Source organism: Dysgonomonas sp. GY75, assembly GCF_015234155.1.
Classification (GTDB): Bacteria; Bacteroidota; Bacteroidia; order Bacteroidales; family Dysgonomonadaceae; genus Dysgonomonas; species Dysgonomonas gadei.
Map to the genome: position 1 here is coordinate 90908 of NZ_JADCLQ010000038.1, position 23865 is coordinate 114772.

Consider the following 23865-nt stretch of genomic DNA (forward strand, 5'->3'; position numbering starts at 1 on the left):
ACAAATATATATCTTTGCAATGTGAGTTTAATCAAACAGTATTGACTTAATCTCTTTTCAACGTATGGCTATTCTGAAATCAGCATTCAACTATCTTATATCCAGATATACAAAAGTTCAACTACTTATAATTCTGGTTATCATTATATTTGGCTTCTTTATAAGCGAGAGCAGCATTTTTGCCCGTTTTAGTTACGATGCCAAGATCATGGAACTTAACAGCCAGATCGAGCATTATCGCAATAAAACAATCGAAGATAAGCAAAAATTGCAGGAACTTCAGTCGGATAAAGACCGTATTGAGAAGTTTGCCAGGGAGAATTACCTGATGAAGAAACCCGATGAGGATGTTTTCCTTGTAGAATAAATCAACTGATGAAAATAAATCCAAAACTAAAGAACTCCATTTTCCAGATATCGGCTCTCCTTATTCTTCTTGCTGCTATCATTTATTACTTCGATCCTGCTATTGCCAAATATGTAATGGTTGTAGGTGTAATCGGTTTTGCCGCTACTACTGTCATTACTCCATATCCCGGCAAGAGCCTTCGCGGAAAACGGCTTTTCAATATCCAGATATTCGCCGTATTGCTTATGATTGCATCTACTGTCCTTCTGTTTATGAATATAAATGGCTGGGTAGTAACTCTCCTTATCGCCGCTCTTCTTACATTATATGCTGCCATAGCCATGTCGATGGCGCACAAGAAAGAGCAAGAGGACAATAAAAAGTAACAAAGGTGACAGCCTTTACGCATTCTAATTATTGAATCCTTAAACATTAAATTTTTAAATCCTAAATCTAACACTTCAAAGAGCTATAAGCTAATAGTTAACGGCTAAAAGCTATATATAGATAAAGCTTTTCCAAATATATTCATAAGAAAAGGGATTGCCTACGCTATAGACAATCCCTTCCCAATCTTCATCTAACATGAACCCATCACTTTAAGTGAAGAACCTCATTTTATTTTATGGTTTCATACCCATTGCACGGGTATATCCTTCATTTTTGGTACAGTTTTTAAACTTCATATTTTCCAGCAAGTCTGTCATTGCTTTTTTTACCAATTCCTGATCTGGTCTAACCTTGCGTATCTTCTCAAAAGTGGCTCTGTCTTGTTTGGTATATTCCGATATAAGATCCCAATTTTCGGGTTTAGGTATGGTTACCATACAACTGTTAGGTACCATTTTCTTATATGGCCAGTAGTGCCATCCTATGTTATTGCGCTCCATCAGGCGGGTCCATCCGGCTATCCACTCATGTGTGTTTTCTCCTGTTTCACCCATATATATAGGTAAGTTCACACTATCCCTGAATTGTACAAAGTCCTGAATGTTAGCCTGTAATGTATCGCACCAGTAACGGTGACAGGTATACATCAGCTTGTCGTCGAACTTAGAGTCTTTGAATATACTGAAATTGCCGTTCCACTGCGCACCGCCAAGAAGGACAATATGGTTTTTGTCAACTGTACGGATTGCTTCCACGCATCTTTTGTAAAGAGGCTCCAGTGAATCGTTCAGGTGTGCATTACCTTCCATAAAGTAGTGTGCGATAGGCTCGTTCAATAAGTCGTATCCTAAAATTATCGTGTCGTTTGCATAGTGTGAAGCCACGTTTTTCCATATATCGCAAAATTGAGCCTTACTGCCTTCGTCGGTCATTAGCCAGGGAAAGCCATAACTGTCATCTATATTGTCCCCGGTCTGTCCGCCCGGAGCGTCGTGCATATCCAGTATGACATACAGGTTTTGCTGACGGCACCATTCCACTACCTGGTCGATAAGTTCGAACCCGTCGTGTGAAGAATCCAGTCCCATATAGTCCTCGTTGGTAAACAGCTTGTAATGGAACGGTATCCTTATGGAGTTCATTCCTGTCTGTTTTATATATTTAATATCATCTTCCGTGATATAGTTCTTTTTAAACTCTTTCCAGAAGCGGCTTGTAAAATCCGGACCAACCATTTCGCAGAAAGCCTCGTTTATCGTCCTGTAAGAGGCTGCTTCCGATCCGAAGAAAAACATATAGCCTTCAGGATTGAGCCAGTTACCCAGATTAATCCCCTGTATAAGAAATTTTTCTCCATTTGGCTTTACCAGGTTTGGCCCCTCTACACGGAGAAAGCGTTCTGCATTGTCCGGCGTGGCTTCTTTTGGTTGACAAGCTGCCAGTATAAGTGGCAGTAATAGTGTGTAAATTAGTCTTTTCATAAAGTAAAGGTCTTTTGCTTTAATATTTTGTTATATCTCTTTATTCGTTCATTTTCAGAACGAATAAAATTTAAACAGGCCTAAATTGTTAAAAAAAGGTGACATATGTAACACATTTTTCATTTTTCTACACCTGTTACTTTTGCCCGCTCTGTAACATTCACTAAGGGCAGAGCTTTTTATATCTTATAGATAAACTTTTTTGATTTTAATGAAAGAAAAGGCATAGGATAAATGACTATGAAAAAATATATGTGTGTTCCTATGCCTTTTGTTAATCCACTTTATTCTGTCACAGAAAAAGTACTCTTAAGCGAGGCGTTACTGTCACCTCCAATCCAAATATTAAAATCGCCCGCCTCCGTTCTTTTAATCAAATCGCGACCATAGAATGCCAGATCGTCTGCCGATAATTTAAATTCTATTATTTTGCTTTCTCCCGCCTTTAACGCGACACGCTGGAATCCTTTCAGTTCTCTTACCGGGCGCACCACAGAGCCAACAATATCCTGAACATAAAGTTGGGCAACTTCCGTACCATCTACATTGCTTGTATTTTTTAATGTCACTTTCGCGGTCAGTGTTCCGTTCATCGGGATAGAAGCCGAAGACAAAGTAAGTCCCGAATATTCGAACGTACTGTAAGAGAGTCCGTATCCGAACGGATAAAGGGGATCTTTACCCGAATCCAGATAGAAAGAGGTGTTTCCCAGAGAAGTCTGCCCTGCTTCCAGTTCTATTTCGTCCAAACCCATTACCTTTTCGGGAGCAGGGCGTCCTGTGCTGTTGTGATTATAATACATAGGTATCTGCCCCACTTCGCGGACAAATGTAGCCGGGAGTTTACCGCTCGGGTTCGCTTTTCCAAACAAAAGGTCGAAGATGGCAGGGCCACCCATTGTTCCCGGATGGAAATTAAACAGCACGGCATCGGCAAAAGGCAGATCGCGTTCGATAGTCAAAGGGCGACCTGCCATGATAACCAAAACAACCGGTTTTCCAGTACTTTTTACCGCTTTTAATAGTTCTGATTGCACTCCTATGAGGTTTATATTTGAAAGAGAATGAGCCTCTCCTGACAAGATGGATTCTTCGCCCAGAAAGACGACAGCTACATCGGCAGAGGCTGCAGCCTGCTTTGCTTTCTCAAAATTAGCAGTATTCTTCTCCCTCGAAAAGTCCAGAGCCGGCTCATACACATACCTGATATGCTTGTAATCCCCTTTGAGGGCACCTATCGGCGTTACTGTATGATTCTTATCACCATCGAAAATCCATGTTCCGAGTTGGTCGTGCGGAGCATTTGCCATAGGTCCGATAACCGCTATTTTCTTGCTTTCAGCCAACGGTAATGTATTATTATCGTTCTTCAGCAATATGGCAGATTCTACAGCAGCCTGTTTTGCGGCCTTCATATGTGCATCTGCATACATTACAGAAGCCTTGTTGGTGTCTACGTATGGATTTTCGAACAATCCCATCCTGAACTTAATGCGTAGAATGTTGCGGACTGCATTATCGACCGTCGCTACCGACACTTTACCTTCTTTTATCAGTTCGGGCAGGTATTTGAGATAAGCACCCGTTACCATTTCCATATCCAGACCGGCATTAGCCGATATTTCGGCAGCCTGTTTATCGTTCTTGGCAAACCCGTGAGCGATCATTTCGCCTATCGAAGCCCAGTCCGATACAACGAAACCATCGAATTTCCATTCGTCACGAAGGATGTTTTTCAGAATATAATCGTTCCCTGATGCCGGGATTCCGTCATTGTCGTTGAACGAGGTCATTAATGTGGCCGCACCCGCCTTGATGGAATTGTGGAAAGGAGGCAGATATATATTGCGCATCAGGTGCGGAGGTATATTTGTGCTATTGTAGTCACGTCCGCCTTCGGCTGCACCGTAACCGATAAAATGCTTTACGCAGGCTGCGATAGCGTTAGGATCACCCAGATTACCGTTGCCCTGAAAGCCCCTTACCATAGCGGCTCCCAGTTGCCCTCCCAGATAAGGGTCTTCTCCCAGACTCTCGGCAATACGTCCCCAACGGGCATCACGCGAGATGTCGAGCATAGGGGCAAAAGTCCAGTTTACACCTGTCGAACGGGCTTCTATGGCTGCTATGCGTGCACCGTCTTCTACCAGTTGCGGATTGAATGAAGCAGCCTGTCCCAATGGTATAGGGAATATTGTCTTGAATCCGTGTATGACATCACGCCCGATAATCATAGGTATTCCCAGGCGGCTCTCGTCCATCGCTGCCTTTTGCAGTCTATTCACCATCACCGGATCGGTAATATTCAGTAATGAGCCTATTTTTCCATCCCTGATCGGCTGGGTGATATTATTATCCAGCATCTTGGCTGCTTCGGCCTTGATAAGGGCTATTTTCTCTGCTTTGGTCATTTCGGAAGGCTTCTTCTGCCCTTGTCCTCCGGCAATACCCATCCTGACGAGGAATGTATCCATGTCATCGTCGCTGTATTGGGCGATTGCTTTATCATCGACAGCGAAGAAGCTGACCTGATTCATTTGCCCTATTTTTTCTTCCAGCGTCATCTTGGATAACAGATCCTCGACCCGTTTTTCAATATTATTCTGGGCATAGCCCGCCGGGAATATCCCGGACAGGATAAATGCACCTAATAATCCTAGTTTCCTTACTTTCATAACTTATTTTTTTTACTACAATTTACTTCTTTAGGGATAGCCTGTAAGAGGCTCTATTTTGTCCAGCGATAAGATACTACACCTCTTGAAGGAACTTCGTAAGTAAACTTTTTAGAGCCACTGTTTACCGTAATCTTTTTGTTCCCGCTGGTATTATTCATCAATACCAGAGCATATGTGCCATCGGTATTTTCGAAAGCCGAATAGATAATGCCCGACTCGGTATTACCTTCCGAACCTATCCGGGTAGCTCCCGGCTTCACTACTGAAGCCAGATGACCAATAATATAATAATGCGAATTCCGTTTTATGTCCTTGAAGTTACCCCTGAAAATGTCTACTGCGCCATAGCAGGTCTGGCAACCTCCCGGACGATTAGGCTCCATATCACTGTCGAGCATCAGATTCCATACAATCACGGCTTTGCACCAGCGGTTTACTGTACCCAGAGCTACATATTCCATATCTGCCATCAGGCGAACGGAGAGATCCTGTCCGTTGTTCCATGTGCCAATGGACGTTTCCGTAAAGATAAGCTCCTTGCCGGGGGCTTGCTGGTGGACGTAGTTAAGCGCATCTATCTGCCCTCCGTAATCGTGGAATGCCGCCCCTGCCACTACGTCATTATCTACTCCGCTTTTGTAAATGTTGAGGGGATAATCAGCTACGTCATAGTTGTGGTCGTACAGATAGACTTTTGTTCCAAGTCCCGATGCCTTGATTTTGGGTGCAAGATGCAGATTGACAAACTCGCCCATTTCTTCCCAGTCCATATGGAGTGATGCCGAATTGCCATCATTCAAAGGTTCGTTTTGTGGAGTAACGGATGTAATATTTATCCCCTGAGCCTTGAATGCCTGTATCCATTTAATGAAATAATCAGCATAGTCTCCGTAATACTCTTTCTTCAGGTGTCCGCCTGTCCATGGGTTATCATCTACCCGTTCTTTCATCCATATGGGACAAGTCCAGGGAGATGCCAGTATCTTTATAGTAGGGTTGATAGCGATTATTTCCTTCAATACGGGGATGACATAGTCGGTTTCTTCCGGAGTCAAGCCAAATCCGGCTTCCTTATCGTCCCAGCAGGTATATTCACTCAGTGAAAAATCGGAACAACCGATGGCAACACGGATATAACTGTATCCCATTCCCTCTGTAGGAGAAAATGTCTCTGTAAGAAATTTTTTACGGTTCTCAGCTGTCATTTTCAATAGGTTGAATGCACTGGAGCCTGTTACGGCAGCTCCGAACCCGTCCATCGTCTGAAAACGTTCCGTGGGTTTCAATGTGATAGACATCGCAGACTGCTCATCGCTGAAATCCACAGCCTGTTTCTTGAAATCCTGCGAGCGGTTGCTGGTAGTTACATACATTGAAACGTCGCCTTTCGGATCTTCAGCCGGGGGATTCTCGGAGCCATCACTACATGCAAATAAGGAAGCGATAGTAAGCGACAGGATTGGTATGTTGATCATATAATTCATATTATTTATTTTGCTTTTTGATATACTCTGACATATTCTACTTCGTAGCGGGCAGGGAATATATCAGGGTCTATCCCTTCCAGCCCTCCCCAGTTGCCGCCTATTGCCAGATTTAATTTTAAATAAAATGGTTCATTGAACGGCCATGTGTTTTTATTATTCGCATGGTCATTGGCAAATGAAAAATATTCGACACCGTCGATATAGGCTGTTATCCTGTCTTCTGTCCAGAGCAGCCCGTAAGTATAAAATTTACGCTCGGCTCCCGGAGCTGTGCGTGTAGCTGTTTTTTCTGTACCTGCTACGTGGTTGTAGTCCTTGGTGTGTACCGAGGCCTGTGTTACATCCGGACGATAGCCTACATATTCCATAATGTCGATTTCTCCGTCCAGAGGCCAGCTTTGAAAGTTTTTCGGCATCATCCAGAAGGCTGCCCAGGTACCTTTTCCTCCGGGTACTTTAGCCCTCATTTCGAAGTAGCCGTATTTCCATGATTCTACTGTATTCATACGTGCCGAGATGATATCGGCCCCTTCATGTGGTACAGTCAGTTTATGAGCTGTGATGGTCAGCATTCCGTTCTGTACTTTAGCTACGGTATCATTTCCCAATACTCTATCGATATAGTATTGGGGTTCGTTATTTCCCCAACCGTTATTTCCGGTCTCGAACCACCATTTATTATCCGGTAGCCCGTTGGAAGTATTATCGAACTCATCGCTCCATACCAGACTATAGCCTTCAGGAGCATATCCATCGGGTTTCTCCGGTTCTTCTTCTCCATTGAAATTATCTTTAGCGCAAGCGGATAATGAGCATAATAGAATGGCTGATATGAATAAAAATATATGTTTCATTATTATTGGGTTAAAATTCTTCAGTAAGGTTTTCAATACCTTACTGAAGAATGATTTAGTTGTGGACTTATGGTAATACGATATTGTCTACTTTCATCGATTTTGCATTCATATCAACTGTGATACGCAATGTGGCAGCCGGTAATTTTGCAAAAATATCCATATTGTTATCTTCCGGAATGTCAAGGATTTCTGTAACTATACCGGTAGCAGTTCCTGTAATACCCCCTGCTTCGGAGAAGAATTTCGCACCTTTTTCATTTGCAGCTTCAGCAGCAGTAGCTGTATAAATTTTGAATGAAGCATAAGGTCCTCCGTCCCACCAATATTTTTTCTCGAAAGGCATCATTACGGTAGCCTGATAGACATTGTCGCTTACCTTTCGCATGAGGATAAATTCCATTGCATTGCTAAAGTCCCAGTTATCAAGGGTTGCGATTCCTTTGTCTGGATAAACCGAGCTGATTACAGCAGCAGATACTTTTGTAGGATAACCGAGTCCGACACCTGATATGAACATATATTCAGGATGTTTAGGTTCTTCCGCGCTTATGATTACATTATTACGGATAGGGTTATATAATAAGCGGTAGTTACCATCCTCTCCTAAGAACTTCAGTTTCCCATCTGTTGTTTTTGTAAAGAAATCAACATTAAACAAGGCTTTAGCCAATCCTCCGCTAGGAGTATATTCATCACCATTTTTCAAAGTATGGAACATGGATAGGATTGCCTCTCCGTCTATTTCTTTGCTTGTAGCATTTGTTACGCTAAAGATACTTGAAACGATTGGTGTATCGGGACTTGACGGTTCTTCTGTATCATCCGGTAACACTTCGCCTGTTGCACTCACTTTCTTGATATCTACGGCCTTCGTTGAAGAGTTCACAGTTATACGATAATAAGCGTTTTTATCCAGATTGCCATTAGGCGACCAGTCGCCTGCATCTTTAAATATAGCGGAACCTGTGAATGTACAATTTTCGGCTTTGAATACATCATTACCCCAGTTGGTATTTGAGAAAGGTTTGAAAGTTGCACCTTCATTAATGCAGATAGTCGCCTGATATGTATTCTCACCGGTACTACGCATAACCACACGGCTACGGATACTTTTACCCGGATCCCATTCAGTCGTGTAACGGCCATCGCCAGCCCCATAGGCCGCTTTGATGTCTTCTGATGACACAGTGGTTGGATAACCGATGCCCGGTCCTGTAAACACATAATAATTAGGCGCTTCTATCGCAATCGTAGGCTCGATAATAACATTCTTGCGTACAGGATTCCAATAGATAGAATACACACCACTTTCACCTATAAATTTGGCTGAAGTAGCATTCTCTCTTTCGAAGAAATCGAGATTCACAATAACATCTTCATTACCTATAGCTCCGGCAAGTGTGATTATACTATTCTTTTCTATATAAAGTTCGTTCTTGTAGAATGTTTCCTGATGCGCAGCATCAGTAATGTTGTATTTTACCACTTCGGGTAATACACTCTCACTTAATGTTTCCAATAACAGGTTTTTAGCTACAGTAAATGGTATCTCGCGAGGTATGCCTGTTCCTGCACGGGTTATTGCTGCTACATAGAGGGTGTATTCGCCACTGCGGTATACTTTTTTCTTCAGAACGGTTGTACTGGCATCTTTTACAGTAAAATTAATTCCTGCTTCGGCAGACGAAAATTGCACAGCCAGCACATCATCGCCATCTATTATGGTCATAGGGTCGAAAGTGATAACTACTTCATTATCATTGTCAACTGCGGTTATCTTTAGGTTTTGAGGTATCTCTACCTGTGAGCCTCCGAGTTTATAGCTGTCGTCCTCCTGGGGAGAACAGGCCGTAAGGAGAAAGCACAAGGCTATGATCCCGGTGGTAATATTGCGCACCATATTTTTATATTTAATGTGGAAATTATTTAATGTTTTCATAATGATTCTCATTTTGAATAATTATTCCCATCCGGGATTTTGTTTTATCTCAAATTCTGTACCCTTGGTTACATCTATTTCGTTTTTAGGCAATGGCAGATATTTTTTTGTATCATCCCATGTACGGTTCATCTTGTATGTATCGTCGGTTACAGAAAGCACAGTTTTTATATCACGGCCTTTTTCATCGCTTCCCCAACGTACAAGATCCCAGAAGCGGTTACCTTCACCGAATAATTCGCGACGCCGCTCCAGCTTAATATTGTTGAGGGTAGCAGGTATCCGATGATTCACATCTCCGAAGGCCCGGTCGCGGATGGCGTCCAAATAGGGTTTTGCCGCTCCTTCGCCTCCTGCGTAGAAACTAAGTTCTGCTGCATTCAGGTAAGTTTCGGCCAAGCGATATATACGCGTGTTGTTGTCGAAATTGAGGTCGGCATCTCCCGTTGTATTCTGGTTATATCCCACACGTGCGGTATATTTGCGCAGGAACAGGCCGGTATTTTGATAACCTGCTTCGTATGTGCCACTCGGCCACTGGATAACACTTGCATCTTTACGATAATCTCCAGCCTCATTGAAAATAGCATAAGCATCAGGTTGTACAGGACACCAACCCCAGCCAAAGGCAAACATGCCTTTCGAATCTTTAAGAGAGCGTGCGGAAATTACCCTGGGCAGATAACTTCCATATCCAGTCCATGAATTTCCCCATGTTTTACCTTCGGAAAGTTGATTGCTTTCAAAGATGGATTCTTTACAAAATTCACCTTCACGAAGGAACATCCATTCTATCGGATTATCAGTGAGTTTTGTGTCAGGACTTTTTTTGATCAGGTCGAATTCTCCGCTACCAATGATCTTTTTCATATCTTCAAGCACCTGAGCATATTTTGTCTGGTCTTTCTGATACATAACCACACGGGCCTTGGTCATCATAGCCATTGCTTTGTTGATACGTGATGCATTTGCCCCTGTAGTATTCATTGGCAACTCTTCTGTATTAATGGCGGCATCCAGGTCTGCGATAATCTTCTGATACACGTCGTCGGCAGAAAGTTGAGGAGCCAGATAAGGGGGCGCCAATGGAACATCATAATAAGGGATATTACCCCATGCTTTCCAAAGTAGGTGTACATAGTATGCCCGCAGCGTATGTGCTTCTGCTCTAAGCCGGCTTATTTCTGCGGCTGATCCGCTTATTGCATTGTCACAGGCTTGCAGTGTACTGTTGCAACGTTGTAGCCCTGTATAATAGATGCTCCACCATCCTGTAGGTATATCTACAGAGTTGCTTTTATATTGTGACATATAATAGTAAGCCGGCTGGTCGGTAGCATCACCTCCTCCTTTGTAGATGTCATCGGAACGGAAATCTCCGAAAATAGTCACGCTGGCAATGGACCCGTTTGCATAGTTATCCATCAAAAGAATCTGATAAGAAGATGTGAGCATTTGTTCAATCACGTCTTTTGTAGCAGGAGCGCCTGCTGCAACCTGATTTGTAGGATAGACGGTAAGGAAGTCTTCTCCACAAGAGGGCAACGCCAGAAGGAGAGCACCTAGTCCCCATGTACAAATGCGTTGCATTGTATATTTGCTTTTTTTCGAAAATATATGTTTCATATTTGTAATTGTTTTCATGGTTCTTAATTAGAAGGAAATGCTGGCGCCTAATGTTATAGTACGTGCTTGTGGGTAGATGCCTTTGTCAACCCCCATATCTCCATCTCCGATTTCAGGGTCAAAACCATCATACTTGGTAAAGGTGAGCAGGTTCTCGGCCGCTACATATATACGAAGGCGGTCAATGCCGGCTTTTCGTGTAATGAATGCCGGAATTGTATATCCCAACTGTATATTTTTCAAACGGCAATATGCGCCGTTTTTGATATACAGGTCGGATGCGCGCCAGTTACGGTTGTCTTCACCTGCAACAAGGCGAGGGATCTTGTTTGATGTACCAGGTCCGGTCCATCTGTCGAGCATCCATGCCGGTAGGTTTTGTCGCGGAATATCCGAACGTTTTGATATATCGAAAATTTCATTTCCGGTAACTCCCTGGAAGAATGCATAGAAGTCGAGTCCTTTCCATTCTGCATTGAGAGTAAGACCAAATGTCCAGTCCGGATTTGGCTTACCGATCATATCTCTGTCTTCATCGTCGATTTTATCATCTCCATTGAGGTTTTTAAAGCGTACATCACCCGGTTTGGCATTCCCTCCGTATTTGAAGTTATATTCATCGGCTTCTTCCTGGGTCTGTAATATTCCATCGGTACGATATCCGTAGAAATACGGGCTAGGCATTCCGTTCTTTTGATAGATGAAGTTTTCAACACCGGCTGCGCCAACATTTCCCCATGAATTCTCTCCGCTGGCATTACCGTAATCCACCAATGTATTTTTCATATAAGATGCATTCGCTTTTACACCAAAGTTTACGTCTTGTATTTCGCCACGGTAACTCACGTCAAATTCCCAACCGGAATTATCCATTGTACCTGAATTGGCGAAAGGAGGTTTCAATCCTACGTAGCTGGGAGTTGGCTTTTCGCGAAGCATACCCACAGTGCGTTTCTTGTAATAGTCTACTGTCAGTGTAAGGGAATTTCTCAGGAAGCCTAGATCGAGTCCTATATCGGTTTGTTTGCTTTCTTCCCATTTTAAGTCGGGATTTGGAAGGCGGCCGCTGCTTATACCATAGTACATATTGTCTCCGAAATAGTAGTTTTGCCCACCATCCATCAGACTCATGTATGCATAGGCGTCGATCCTCTGGTTACCGTTGACACCCCAGCTGCCTCTCAGCTTCATATTGTGGAACCAGTCTGGAGTAATATCTTTCATAAACGGTTCGTTAAGCACATTCCAACCTACCGAAAAGGATGGGAATGTTCCCCACTTGTTATTACTACCAAATTTGTCGGAACCATCACGACGTACTGTTGCCTGAAGCATATAGCGCTCGGCAAAGTTATAATCTAAACGTCCGAAATAAGAGGCCAGAGTTGTGCTGGATGCGCTACCTCCACTGCGGCGGCCACCTTTAGTAGCATCACCACGCGTTGCGTCGATCACCATCATGGAAGGGTCGTAAGAGATATGCTCATATCCGCTACCGCTAACGGCACGTACAGAGTATTCCCGGGCCGATTGTCCTGCAAGGATAGTGAAGGAGTGGTCTTCTCCTATTTTGAAGTTATAGTTCAGCGTATTTTCTATCTGCCATGTAGCTCCACGGTTCATGCTCGACCATACTTCCGATTTGGCAGGGTCTTCATTCGATGCAGCCGAGTTATCGGATAGATAATAAGGGAATCTGTAGCCGTCATTGCCCCAGAATGCGAGGTCGAAACCATAACTGCTTTTGAATGTCAAGCCTTTATACAGATTTAATTCGCCCCAGAACGTTCCGATGAATTTGTCTTCATTATCGTAGCTCTTGTCAGGACGTAACATCAAACCAATCGGATTCCGAATTTCCTGGAAGTAAGCCGGAGCCGGAGTTAATACACGGCCGTCTTTTGCTTTAACTGCATACGGATGTTTCTCGAGTAATGCTTTTCCGTCATCTTCCGACAGATATACGCTCAGGTTAGGGGGTAAAGTAGTTGCACTACCCAATACTGTGCCGAATACATCGTTTGTACCTATCCCTATTTTTTTACCTCGGGAATAAGTAACGTTCGAACCAATTTTCAATTTATTGAGGAAACTGCGCTCTTTTTCCGCGTTGTATACTTCGTAAGTGTTGTTGCTGCGAACACTCCAGCGTTTGTAATTTGAAGCTTTATAGTTACCGCCGATAATACCCTCCTGGTCAAAATAACCGAAAGACAGATAATATGAAAGTTTGTCATTTCCGCCGGAGATACTGATCTGATGATTTTGTACCGGAGCGTCTTTATTGAATACCTCTTCCTGCCAGTCGGTATTCGGAGTTAGTCCTGCCCGTGCATCGGCAATATCCTTGGAAGAGTAGAGTAGGGCTTCTCCGTTGTTTAAATACAGTTCGTTAACCAGTACCATGTACTGTTCCGAGTTGAGGACAGCTTTTTTCTTCCATGGGTTTTGGAATCCATAACTCATGTCATAGCTGATCTTAGGTTTTCTTGCTACTCCTGTTTTGGTCGTTATCAGAACAACACCATTCGCTGCACGCGATCCGTATACAGCAGCCGATGCTCCGTCTTTCAGTATTTCCACTGATGCAATATCGGAAGGGTTCAGGTTAGTGATACCTCCGTCTACGGCCATTCCGTCTACGATGTATAGGGGATCACTGTTGCCGGTAGTACCGATACCACGTATGCGGACAGTAGAACCACTGCCCGGTTGTCCTGAGCCTTGCGTAACCTGTACACCGGATACTTGGCCTTTCAGTACATTCTCTATACGTGAAGGGGTCAGTTTTTCAATATCAGAAGACTTTACACTACTGATTGCGGCTGTAACCACACTTTTTTTCTGAACACCATATCCGATGACCACTACTTCATCCAGCATCTGCTGAGTGAGGTTTAAGGCTACATTTATTGTGCCTCCCGTAGCGGGCTTTTCCTGAGTTACATATCCGACATATGTAAATATCAAAGTAGCTCCGGATGGAACTTTAATAGAATACTGACCGTCCAGATCGGTCATAGTACCATTTGTGGTCCCCTTCTCGGAGACTGATACACCGATTAACGTTTCTCCTGTAGCTGCATCTGTTACAGTTCCTTTTATTTCAGACGTTTGTCCGAATACAGCCAGCGAAGAAAAAAGAAATAGAGGAAGAATGAATAAAATTTTCCAAAAGATGGGTTCTCTCTTCATGATTGTTAATTTAAGGTTGATTTAATTAATAGTTTTTAGAGCCTTTTCAAGAATCTCTTGCAAACATACTCCCCTTCTATTTTTTTTTATAATTTTTTAATACATCAAAAACTCAAAAATGAATATAAATGAATACTACAATACTACTACATTTGTTTTATTTATTGTTGATAGATAGTTAGTTATGTAAATAATTCTGTTGTTTGTGTTTTATTTAACAATTAATATTGTATATTTGGATTCGATAGTATTCAAACAGTGGTTTAAGGAAATCTGTTTGAATAGCTAATGACTGCAAATTACGACTATTTTGAGCGTTGAATAAGACTATCGGCAGTCATAATGATTACATGTGTAACCAAATTGACAGATAACGATTTATATATTAATGAGGCAAAAATTGAATAATACGACATTTTGTTCTGTCATTTTATTTGCTGATAATTTGGCGATTAAATACTTTTTGTTAGAGAGAGAGAGAGAGAGAGAGAGAGAGAGAGAGAGAGAGAGAGAGAGAGAGAGTAAATACGAGTTGTACATCATCGGAAAACCTTATTCCAAATAGTTGAAAAAATTATTTGGAATAGGGTTTTTTGTGCATATATCTTAAATCGACATGAAATATATATATATTCTAATCATAGCTTTTCTTGTGTCTGCATATAGTTATGCAAACCCTGTATGGAAACGGAAAGTTATTAATTATGAACGCGGGCAGTATGAGGCAGGGCCTCAGAACTGGATGATAGATCAATCTGAAAACGGATGGATATACTGTGCGAATAATAACGGACTACTTGAATTTGATGGAGTTAACTGGTCTTTATATCCAATCAGGAACAGGATTTTACGTTCGTTAAAAATTGTCAATAATAAAATATTTGTAGGCGGAAGTTCTGAGTTTGGCTACTTTGCACCTAATCAGATGGGATTTTTGGAATACAAATCTTTATCAGAAAAAATTACCGGTTGGACAGGAGAAGTGTGGAAGATATTACTGAACGATAATATTATATATTTCATTAGTGATATGCATATACATATGTATAAAGACGGCCTCGGGATAAGAACTATAGCTATAGATAAAAAGATAGATTGTTCGGGCATAGTAGGAGGGAAGTTATATATAGGCACTACAGAAGGAATCTTTTTTTTGAATAAAGATAATAAGATGGAATTTTTACCCACATCTTCTTCTCTATTGTCTCATAAGCTAGTCAGTATTCTTCCATATGAGAATTGGTTATTGGTGACTACTGCACAATTTGGCCTGTATTTACTGGATAATAATAGTATACAACGGGTACATTCTGTCGCTGATGATTTTATCTCTACCAACCAGATGTTCAGTACCTCTATACTCGGTTCGGTGGTTGCGTTAGGTTCAGTCCAGAGCGGAACTCTGCTTTTCGATTTAAAGAATCCTCGATTTAAAGAAATTTATAATCTTGATAATGGCCTGAAGAACAATACTATTCTGAGTTCATTTTTCGATAAAGACAATAATCTTTGGCTGGGGCTCGACAAAGGTATTGGCCTTATAGATCTGAATACTCCGGTAAGCCACCTTTATGCCACTGTTTCTCCCATCGGCACCGGATATTGTTCGGCCCTTTACAGAAATGAATTTTATCTGGGTACTAATCAAGGATTGTATAAATCTGAACCGGATGGCACTTGCCGGTTAATAAAGGGATCGGAAGGTCAGATCTGGTCGATGTTGGAATACGATAATTCTCTCTTCTGCTCCGGGGATAATGGAATTATGGTTATAAATGCCAACGGAACATATAAGATAAATATACCCGGGATATGGGAAACTCATCCGATAGCTCCGGATAAGGATAAACTGATAGCAGGAAGTTATTTCGGCTTGGATATAATAGAGAAAAAGAATGGCAGATGGGCGCCATCGCATAGGGTGGAGAATTTTAACAATTCGAGTCGGGGATTCATTGAAGATGACGAAAATCCTTATAGTTTCTGGTTAGTAAATGATAAACAGAAAGTGGAAAAGATAACTTTCGATTCTGTATTCTATGGTATAACCAACAGAAAAGAATATACATTAGGTAGTTCGAGAACCAGTGAAAACCTGTTTTTCCGGAAGGTTGACAATAATCTTATTATCTGCGGGCTGGATGGAATTTACCAGTATAGCCGTATCACAGATAGTTTCGACAAATATACACAACTCGAATCAATGCTTGAAGGTCCCCGGTATTATGAGTTTTTATTTGTAGATAAACTGAAGAATATATGGTTTGTGACAGACAGTAAGCTGAAATTCAGGAAATATTCGCCTAATGGTTATAATGCTTCCATATACAACTGGGGACTGTCCAATGAACTGATAATTAATCACGAGAATGTTTATCTGCCCGATTCTAAATCTGCGGTTATATCTGTAGATAATGCTTTCATAAAGATAGATTTGACAAAAGATATCTATAAGTTAAAAAATATAAAGACTTATATAAAAAACCTTTCCAGTAGCCGGAATGATAGTATTATCAGTACAGGGCAGGCTACTGCACTTGTTTCTTTGCCTTATTCTTTAAATTCAATAAAGATAAATTTTGCAGCAACAGACTTTACACAGACATCGGACATACTATATGTATACAGGCTTAAAGGAGTCGATGATGAATGGAGCCTGCCGTCATCCATCGCATCGAAAGAATATACCAATTTGTCAGAAGGAAAGTATGTGTTTGAAGTAAAAGCATTTGTAAACGGGAGTGCGGATTCGACAAATACAGCTTCTGTTAGCTTTATGATTTTCCCCCCATGGTATAGATCCTCTTTGGCGTATATATTCTATTTCCTGATAATTATCATTTTCTTATTTGTTCTGTATAAAAAGACAATAAGTAAACAAAAGAAGATAATATACCAGAAAGGTGAAGAATTGATAGCGCAAACCAAGCGTTATGAAGAGGAAACCAAGCTGAAAGATCAGGAAATATATGAACTTCAGAACGAAAACTTGAAAACTGAATTACGATATAAAACACAGGAACTCAGTGGATATATGCTGAATGTAATCCGTAAAAATGAAATTCTTGAAGATGTTAAAAAGAATGCGTTGAGTATATCAAAATCTATAGATGAAGAGAAAGAAGTAAACATAATAAAACAAAAGGTAGTAAGGCTTATAAGTCAGATCAATAGCAATATAGAACATGATACGGATTTTGAGGTATTTAAATCCAATTTCGACCTTGTGCATCAGGATTTCTTCAGGCTACTGGATGAACGCTTTCCGGGGCTGAGCCGGAATGATAAAATATTGTGTGCCTACTTGTATATGAACCTTTCAACGAAAGAGATAGCTCCTTTATTGAATATATCTACACGTGGGGTAGAGGTAAACAGATACAGATTGCGAAAGAAGATGAATCTCGACAGGGATATAAATCTCTCGGAATATCTACAAAATCTCAAGTGATATTTTGACGTTTTGATATATTTGAAGGCTGGTATCTACTGATACCAGCCTTCATTTTTATTAAAATATTCAATTGAGGCTTTTTTATTATGAAAATTGTCGTTAAACATGCTTAGAAATATATCAAATATTTTCATCGGGAAAAATATAAATCTTATCTTCGAAAAATACAATATAGAATAAACAATCATGGAAATCAGACTCAATAACCAGCTGCCTGCATATCCTTCTTTCATTGAAGGAATACGCCGTGCTCCCGACCGGGGATACAAACTGACTCCTGCCCAAACAAGAATTGCTCTCAAGAATGCTTTACGATACATACCTAATGAACTTCATGAAACTATAGCTCCCGAATTTCTGAAAGAATTGAAAACCCGGGGGCGTATATACGGATACCGCTACCGTCCTGAAGGAGATATTTATCCGAAGCCAATAGATGAGTATAAGGGAAACTGTATAGAAGGAAAGGCTTTTCAGGTGATGATAGATAATAATCTGTGCTTCGATATAGCTCTTTATCCCTACGAACTGGTTACATATGGCGAAACCGGACAGGTATGTCAAAATTGGATGCAGTACCACCTGATAAAGCAATATCTGGAGATATTGACGCAGGAGCAAACCCTCGTTATAGAATCGGGACACCCTTTAGGTTTGTTCAAATCGAAACCGGATGCACCTCGTGTTATCATAACTAATTCTATGATGGTCGGCATGTTCGATAATCAGGCCGATTGGGAGATTGCCGCACAGATGGGTGTTGCTAATTATGGACAGATGACTGCTGGCGGATGGATGTATATAGGGCCCCAGGGAATTGTACATGGTACATTTAATACGCTGCTGAATGCCGGACGGTTGAAACTGGGTATTTCGCAGAACAAAAACCTGAATGGTTACCTCTTTGTATCTTCCGGTCTCGGAGGTATGAGCGGTGCTCAGCCAAAAGCTGCCGATATAGCAGGAGCGGTATCTATTACGGCTGAGGTGGATTATTCTCGGATAGAAACCCGTTATAATCAGGGTTGGGTGCATCATATTGTTTTGGATGCGGGTGAAACCTTTAAATTAGCTAAGAAAGCCAAAAGGGAGCGTAAGTCTTGCTCAATCGCCTATCTTGGCAACGTTGTCGACCTGCTTGAATATGCTCAAAAAAATCAGATACACATCGATCTACTATCCGACCAGACATCCTGCCATGCTGCATACGAAGGGGGATATTGTCCTGTCGGAATCTCTTTTGAGGAGCGTACACGTTTATTGAAAAAAGACAGGAACACTTTCCGCAAGCTGGTGGATGAATCGTTAAGACGCCATTTCGAAGTGATCCGTAAGCTCGTAAACCGAGGTACCTATTTCTTTGACTATGGTAATTCTTTTATGAAAGCAATATATGATGCCGGGGTAAAAGAGATTTCTAAAAACGGTATAGATGAAAAAGACGGATTTATATGGCCATCTTATGTTGAGGATATTATGGGTCCCGAATTATTCGATTACGGATACGGTCCTTTCCGCTGGGTGTGCCTGAGCGGAAAACATGAAGACCTGATAAAGACCGACCATGCGGCAATGGAATGTATAGACCCTGCACGAAGAGGACAAGATAAAGACAATTACGACTGGATTCGCGATGCGGAGAAAAATCAATTGGTAGTAGGTACACAGGCGCGTATCCTTTATCAGGATGCTTCAGGGCGTATGAATATTGCCCTGAAATTCAACCAACTGGTACGCGATGGTGAAGTAGGCCCTATCATGCTCGGTCGAGATCACCATGACGTAAGCGGTACCGATTCCCCTTTCCGCGAAACGGCAAATATAAAAGACGGCAGCAATGTAATGGCTGATATGGCTGTGCAATGCTTTGCCGGAAATGCTGCCCGTGGTATGAGTCTGGTTGCACTTCACAACGGAGGAGGCGTCGGAATTGGCAAGTCGATAAACGGAGGATTCGGATTAGTTTGCGATGGCAGTGAACGAATTGACGATATTATTCGTTCATCTATGTTGTGGGATGTGATGGGAGGTGTTGCCCGCCGTTCGTGGGCAAGGAATGGAAATGCAATAGAAACCTGCGAATCGTTCAATCAATCCCATAAAGACGGATACCATATCACGATGCCTTATCTGGCAGATGATGAATATATAAAGCAACTTTGTAAATAATGAAGAAACTAGTAACTCTGATATTATTGTTTATTTCACTAAACTCTTTCTCCCAACTGGATCTGGCTAAAGTGGCCATGGATATCACTATAGAAGGAAAATACCTGTATCAGCTCGAAAAGGCTGCGTGGAGTGGAACAGATATATTTTCCAAAAGCTATAAAGAACCTCACCGGATAGGAGGCTACTTCTCCTTTATGGATGGTAATAAACCCAAATGCCTGGTCTTTTCCAAAGGGAATAATCCGAGAGTTCTTGGTGTTGTGTCTTTTGGCGATATCAGTATAGTCGAAACTGCTACTATAGATTTTAAAGAAAGAGATTTCAAGACTTTTGAGAAAGAGTTATATACCATCCGCACAAAAGCTTTCGAAGAAGTGCAGCGGGATACATTATTCAAGGCTTATAACAATACCAGTCTGAATCTGATCCCCACAAATAAAGGAGGAGAAAAGATCGTATATGCTCTCACAGCGCCCAAAGTAACGGGTACAGTTCTTTTCGGGAACGATTACCTGATGGTCTTCGACAAAGATAATAACCTGATAGAGAAAGAAAAACTTCATCGCAACCTTATTCCCATTATGTTCGATGATGAGCAGGAGGCTGTTGCTTCGGTACATTCTCATGCAGAAGGAACAGACGAATTTATCACAGCTACCGATATATGCACACTGATGCTATATGCGAAGTTTGCCGGCTGGAAGCAGCATATTGTAATGTCCCGATATTATGTAAGTATCTGGGACTGCGAGAATGAATTGCTTGTTATAATGACAAGGGATGATTATGAGAAATTGGGGAAAGAACCTAAAGGATAAAAACAACATACCATGAGCACTAACAAAATCGTAGAATGCGTGCCCAATTTCAGCGAAGGGCGCGATTTGGAAAAAGTAGAAAAGATAGCGAATGCTTTCCGAGCAAAAGAAGGTGTAAAGCTACTCGATTACAGTACAGATAAAGACCATAACCGTATGGTAGTAACCGTAGTAGGTGAACCCGAAGCTTTAAAGAAAGCTATAATAGAAGCTATCGGCATTGCCGTAGAAATTATCGACCTTAACCATCACAAAGGGCAGCATCCACGTATGGGTGCGGTGGATGTAGTACCGTTTATCCCTATTCGCAATGTGTCGATGGAAGAGACGATTAATCTATCCAAAGAAGTATCCAAAGAAGTATCCGACAAATACAACCTGCCCGTTTATCTGTATGAGAAAGCTGCATCTGCGCCACATCGCGAAAACCTGGCTACTATCCGCAAAGGTGAATTTGAAGGCTTGAAAGATAAAATGCAATTGGCTGAATGGAGACCTGATTTCGGCCCTGCACAGCCGCATCCTACTGCCGGAGCAACCGTTATAGGCGCACGCATGCCGTTAGTAGCATACAATGTGAACCTGAATACAGATAAGCTGGAAATAGCCGATGCCATTGCCAAAAAAGTACGTTTCCTCGGTGGTGGACTTCGATTCTGTAAGGCGATGGGTGTGGAGCTTACCGACAGGGGTATTGTACAGGTATCGATGAACCTAACCGATTTTACGAAGACAGCTATCTATCGTGCACACGAGTTGGTACGCATCGAGGCTAACCGCTACGGAGTAACCATTGTAGGGGCAGAGATTATCGGCCTTGTTCCTATGGATGCGCTGATAGATACGGCTGCCTATTACCTTGGTTTGGAAGGCTTTTCTACAAAGCAGGTATTGGAAACCCATCTGATGGAATAAAGTAGGATTTAAAGATTTGGCTTATGCCGATTTTCAATTCATGTTTCAAAATTTAAAGATTCAAAATGAAGCAGGGGAATATTATTATAAAGAACGCAGCGCAACTAGTTACTTGTAGCGGATTTTCAGCAAAGAAAGGAAAGGAGATGTCCGATCTTTCAGTGATAGAGAACGGAACGGTTATCATTACCGGCGGCATTATCACCTATGTGGGAAAGGATGCCAATTGTCCGCCTCTATCCGATTTTCCCGACCATGAAGTAGTTGACGCTACGGGCAAGGCTGTACTTCCCGGATTTGTGGATTCCCATACCCATTTCGTATTCGGTGGATACCGCGAAGAAGAATTCTCGTGGCGTATGCGTGGCGACAGTTATATGTCTATTATGGAGCGCGGAGGTGGTATTCACAACACGATGACAGCGACGCGCAATGCTTCGTTCGATGAATTAAAAGATTCAGGCCGGAAACGTCTCAACAGTATGCTGGCAATGGGTGTCACTACCGTTGAAGGAAAGAGCGGATACGGTATGAATAAAGCAGCCGAGTTGAAGCAACTTGAAGTCATGAAATCGCTGAATGAAGAACATGCCGTGGATATTGTCAGCACCTTTATGGGGGCGCACGCTACTCCTGCGGAATATAAAGGACGGGAGAACGACTTCCTTGACTATATGATTGAAGACGTAATGCCCGAAGTAAAGGCAAAAGACCTTGCTGAATGCTGCGACATCTTTTGTGAAAAAAATGTATTTGATATAGAGCAGTCACGCAGATATCTTATTGCAGCCCGCAATCTGGGTTTTAAACTGAAAATACATGCCGATGAGATTGTCACTCTGGGCGGTGCGGAACTCGCAGCCGAGTTGAAAGCCCTTTCTGCCGACCATCTGCTACAAGCCTCGGATAATGGAATCGGGGATTTGGCAGAGAGCGGAGTAGTGGCTACATTGCTTCCATGTACCGCATTTTCTCTAAAAGAACATTATGCGCGGGGACGTTATATGATAGACTCCGCTTGTGCAGTGGCTTTGGCTACCGACCTCAATCCGGGAAGCAGTTTTACGAACTCTATTCCGTTACTCTTTGCACTGGCTTGTATCTATATGCAGCTATCTCCCGAAGAAGCTGTAACAGCCTTAACCATAAACGGAGCGGCAGCAGTGGGAAGGGCTGATAAAACCGGCAGTATAGATGTTGGCAAGCAAGGCGATCTGGTTATTCTGGAATATCCGTCATATAAGTTTTTGCCTTATCACATAGGGATGAATATTGTAGAGAAAGTAATAAAAAAAGGAAATGTTGTCGTTTCATAATTTATTAATTTGAAAAAGGGAATAAAAATATTTTGTTTGATATCAGTAATTTTTATTACTGGTCTGTTCTTCTTTTTTCATTTCAGAGGTTTTTTCATTATAGATAAATCAGAAAGGGAAAAATTCATTTCCGAGATAAAAAATAGTCCTCAACTCCCTGAAAAGTTTTATACAATATACAATATAATTCATCCTCATTCTTTAGAGCCAAAATCATGGATGCATTTTATAAATCATCAGGCCGGAGAGAATCGTTATTGTGCTTGCCGAGAACTTGTATATGCAGGATTATATCCTTTTTATACAAAGGCTTGGGATATAATACCGATTATAACGATGGTAGAGAAATACGCAACACAGGAAGAATGCCTGAATTATTATATCCATAAAAAAATTAAGGATGAAAATATCGATATTCAAAATATAAATGAATTGGGTGATTCCGAAATAGCAGAGTTGATCCTATTAATAGATAATCCATCTTATTATAACAAAATGCGATACCCGGAAAGGGTGCATAACAGAGTTAGCGAAATATTAAACAAACTAAATAAATGATACCATGCTTGTAAATCTATCAGTTAAAGAATTCCTTTCCCAAACCGCCGGCAATGATCCTGTTCCCGGAGGAGGTAGTATTGCCGCATTGAATGCCGCGATTTCGGCAGCCCTTGCCGAAATGGTTGCTAACCTTACCATTGGCAAGAAGAAGTATGAAGATAAAGAAGAGATGATGAAGAAGCTTGCAGCATCGGCAAACAACTATCGCGCTCTTTTTATCCATGATATAGATGCCGATTCGGATGCCTACGACCAGGTCTTTGCTGCATTCAAACTTCCGAAAGAAACTGATGAGGAAAAGGACGAGCGTAGCAAACAAATACAGGCTACTACTACGATAGCTGCCGAAGTGCCTATGGATGTTGCACGTAAAGCTTTTGCTATAATGGAGATTATAGAGGAAGTTGCCGAACATGGCAACCAGAATGCTATAACAGATGCTTGCGTGAGTATGATGACTGCACGCACGGCTGTACTAAGCGCGATACTGAACGTGAAGATAAATCTCTCCGCATTGAAAGATGAAGAGTATGTCGCACGTATGAGAGAAGAATGCGGCCGGTTGGAAAAGGCGGCTGTAGCTAAAGAACAAGCCTTGCTGGAAAAGGTAAATAAAACACTGTAAAA

Annotated in this window: 16 protein-coding genes; 9 read left to right on the plus strand and 7 right to left on the minus strand. The window is 41.8% G+C overall.

The features are described 5' to 3' along the window. The first annotated feature begins 64 nt into the window (after positions 1-64). Positions 65-367 (plus strand): FtsB family cell division protein, encoded by a 303-nt coding sequence (locus tag IR083_RS16300; protein WP_006798970.1) that lies wholly within the window; start codon positions 65-67, stop codon positions 365-367. A gap of 8 nt (positions 368-375) precedes the next feature. After that, positions 376-735, plus strand: coding sequence for a hypothetical protein (locus IR083_RS16305; RefSeq protein ID WP_006798971.1), 360 nt, complete (start codon positions 376-378; stop codon positions 733-735). 237 nt (positions 736-972) lie between these two features. Here IR083_RS16305 and IR083_RS16310 read toward each other — a convergent pair whose 3' ends face one another. The 7 genes from IR083_RS16310 to IR083_RS16340 all read right to left on the minus strand — a co-directional run bounded on the left by IR083_RS16310 (position 973) and on the right by IR083_RS16340 (position 14002). Continuing rightward, on the minus strand, positions 973-2220 hold the full coding sequence (locus IR083_RS16310) for a glycoside hydrolase family 5 protein (RefSeq protein WP_194225127.1): 1248 nt from the start codon (positions 2218-2220) through the stop codon (positions 973-975). A gap of 284 nt (positions 2221-2504) precedes the next feature. Further along, positions 2505-4895, minus strand: a complete 2391-nt coding sequence (bglX, locus tag IR083_RS16315) for a beta-glucosidase BglX (RefSeq protein ID WP_194225128.1) — start codon at positions 4893-4895, stop codon at positions 2505-2507. A gap of 53 nt (positions 4896-4948) precedes the next feature. Continuing rightward, positions 4949-6373 (minus strand): glycoside hydrolase family 30 protein, encoded by a 1425-nt coding sequence (locus IR083_RS16320; RefSeq protein ID WP_194225129.1) that lies wholly within the window; start codon positions 6371-6373, stop codon positions 4949-4951. Between the two features lie 14 nt (positions 6374-6387). Beyond that, a complete protein-coding gene (locus IR083_RS16325) occupies positions 6388-7239 on the minus strand; it encodes a family 16 glycosylhydrolase (RefSeq protein ID WP_194225130.1) in 852 nt (283 codons plus the stop codon). 67 nt (positions 7240-7306) lie between these two features. Further along, entirely contained in the window at positions 7307-9181 is a 1875-nt protein-coding gene (locus IR083_RS16330) for a hypothetical protein (RefSeq protein WP_194225131.1), read from the minus strand. Positions 9182-9202: 21 nt separating this feature from the next. Beyond that, positions 9203-10807: a RagB/SusD family nutrient uptake outer membrane protein gene (locus IR083_RS16335; RefSeq protein WP_242052456.1), complete on the minus strand. Its 1605-nt coding sequence runs from the start codon at positions 10805-10807 to the stop codon at positions 9203-9205. A 27-nt stretch (positions 10808-10834) separates the two neighbouring features. Continuing rightward, complete coding sequence (locus IR083_RS16340) at positions 10835-14002, minus strand: SusC/RagA family TonB-linked outer membrane protein (RefSeq protein WP_194225132.1); 3168 nt, start codon at positions 14000-14002, stop codon at positions 10835-10837. Positions 14003-14618: 616 nt separating this feature from the next. Between IR083_RS16340 and IR083_RS16345 the strand changes: the two genes are divergently transcribed. The 7 genes from IR083_RS16345 to IR083_RS16375 all read left to right on the plus strand — a co-directional run bounded on the left by IR083_RS16345 (position 14619) and on the right by IR083_RS16375 (position 23863). Next, positions 14619-17453: a triple tyrosine motif-containing protein gene (locus tag IR083_RS16345; protein ID WP_194225133.1), complete on the plus strand. Its 2835-nt coding sequence runs from the start codon at positions 14619-14621 to the stop codon at positions 17451-17453. A 189-nt stretch (positions 17454-17642) separates the two neighbouring features. Continuing rightward, positions 17643-19625 (plus strand): urocanate hydratase, encoded by a 1983-nt coding sequence (locus IR083_RS16350; protein ID WP_194225134.1) that lies wholly within the window; start codon positions 17643-17645, stop codon positions 19623-19625. After that, positions 19625-20446 (plus strand): hypothetical protein, encoded by an 822-nt coding sequence (locus tag IR083_RS16355; RefSeq protein WP_006798983.1) that lies wholly within the window; start codon positions 19625-19627, stop codon positions 20444-20446. Before IR083_RS16350 ends, IR083_RS16355 begins: the two co-directional genes overlap by 1 nt. 12 nt (positions 20447-20458) lie before the next feature. Further along, positions 20459-21361 carry a glutamate formimidoyltransferase gene (gene ftcD / locus IR083_RS16360; protein ID WP_194225135.1) on the plus strand — a complete coding sequence of 301 codons (903 nt, stop codon included), beginning with the start codon at positions 20459-20461 and terminating at the stop codon, positions 21359-21361. Between the two features lie 65 nt (positions 21362-21426). After that, positions 21427-22677: an imidazolonepropionase gene (gene hutI / locus IR083_RS16365; RefSeq protein WP_194225136.1), complete on the plus strand. Its 1251-nt coding sequence runs from the start codon at positions 21427-21429 to the stop codon at positions 22675-22677. Between the two features lie 36 nt (positions 22678-22713). Next, the gene (locus IR083_RS16370; protein WP_194225137.1) at positions 22714-23235 is read left to right on the plus strand and encodes a hypothetical protein; all 522 of its coding nucleotides are present in this window, start codon (positions 22714-22716) and stop codon (positions 23233-23235) included. Between the two features lie 4 nt (positions 23236-23239). Continuing rightward, positions 23240-23863 carry a cyclodeaminase/cyclohydrolase family protein gene (locus tag IR083_RS16375; protein WP_194225138.1) on the plus strand — a complete coding sequence of 208 codons (624 nt, stop codon included), beginning with the start codon at positions 23240-23242 and terminating at the stop codon, positions 23861-23863. Positions 23864-23865: the final 2 nt, after the last annotated feature.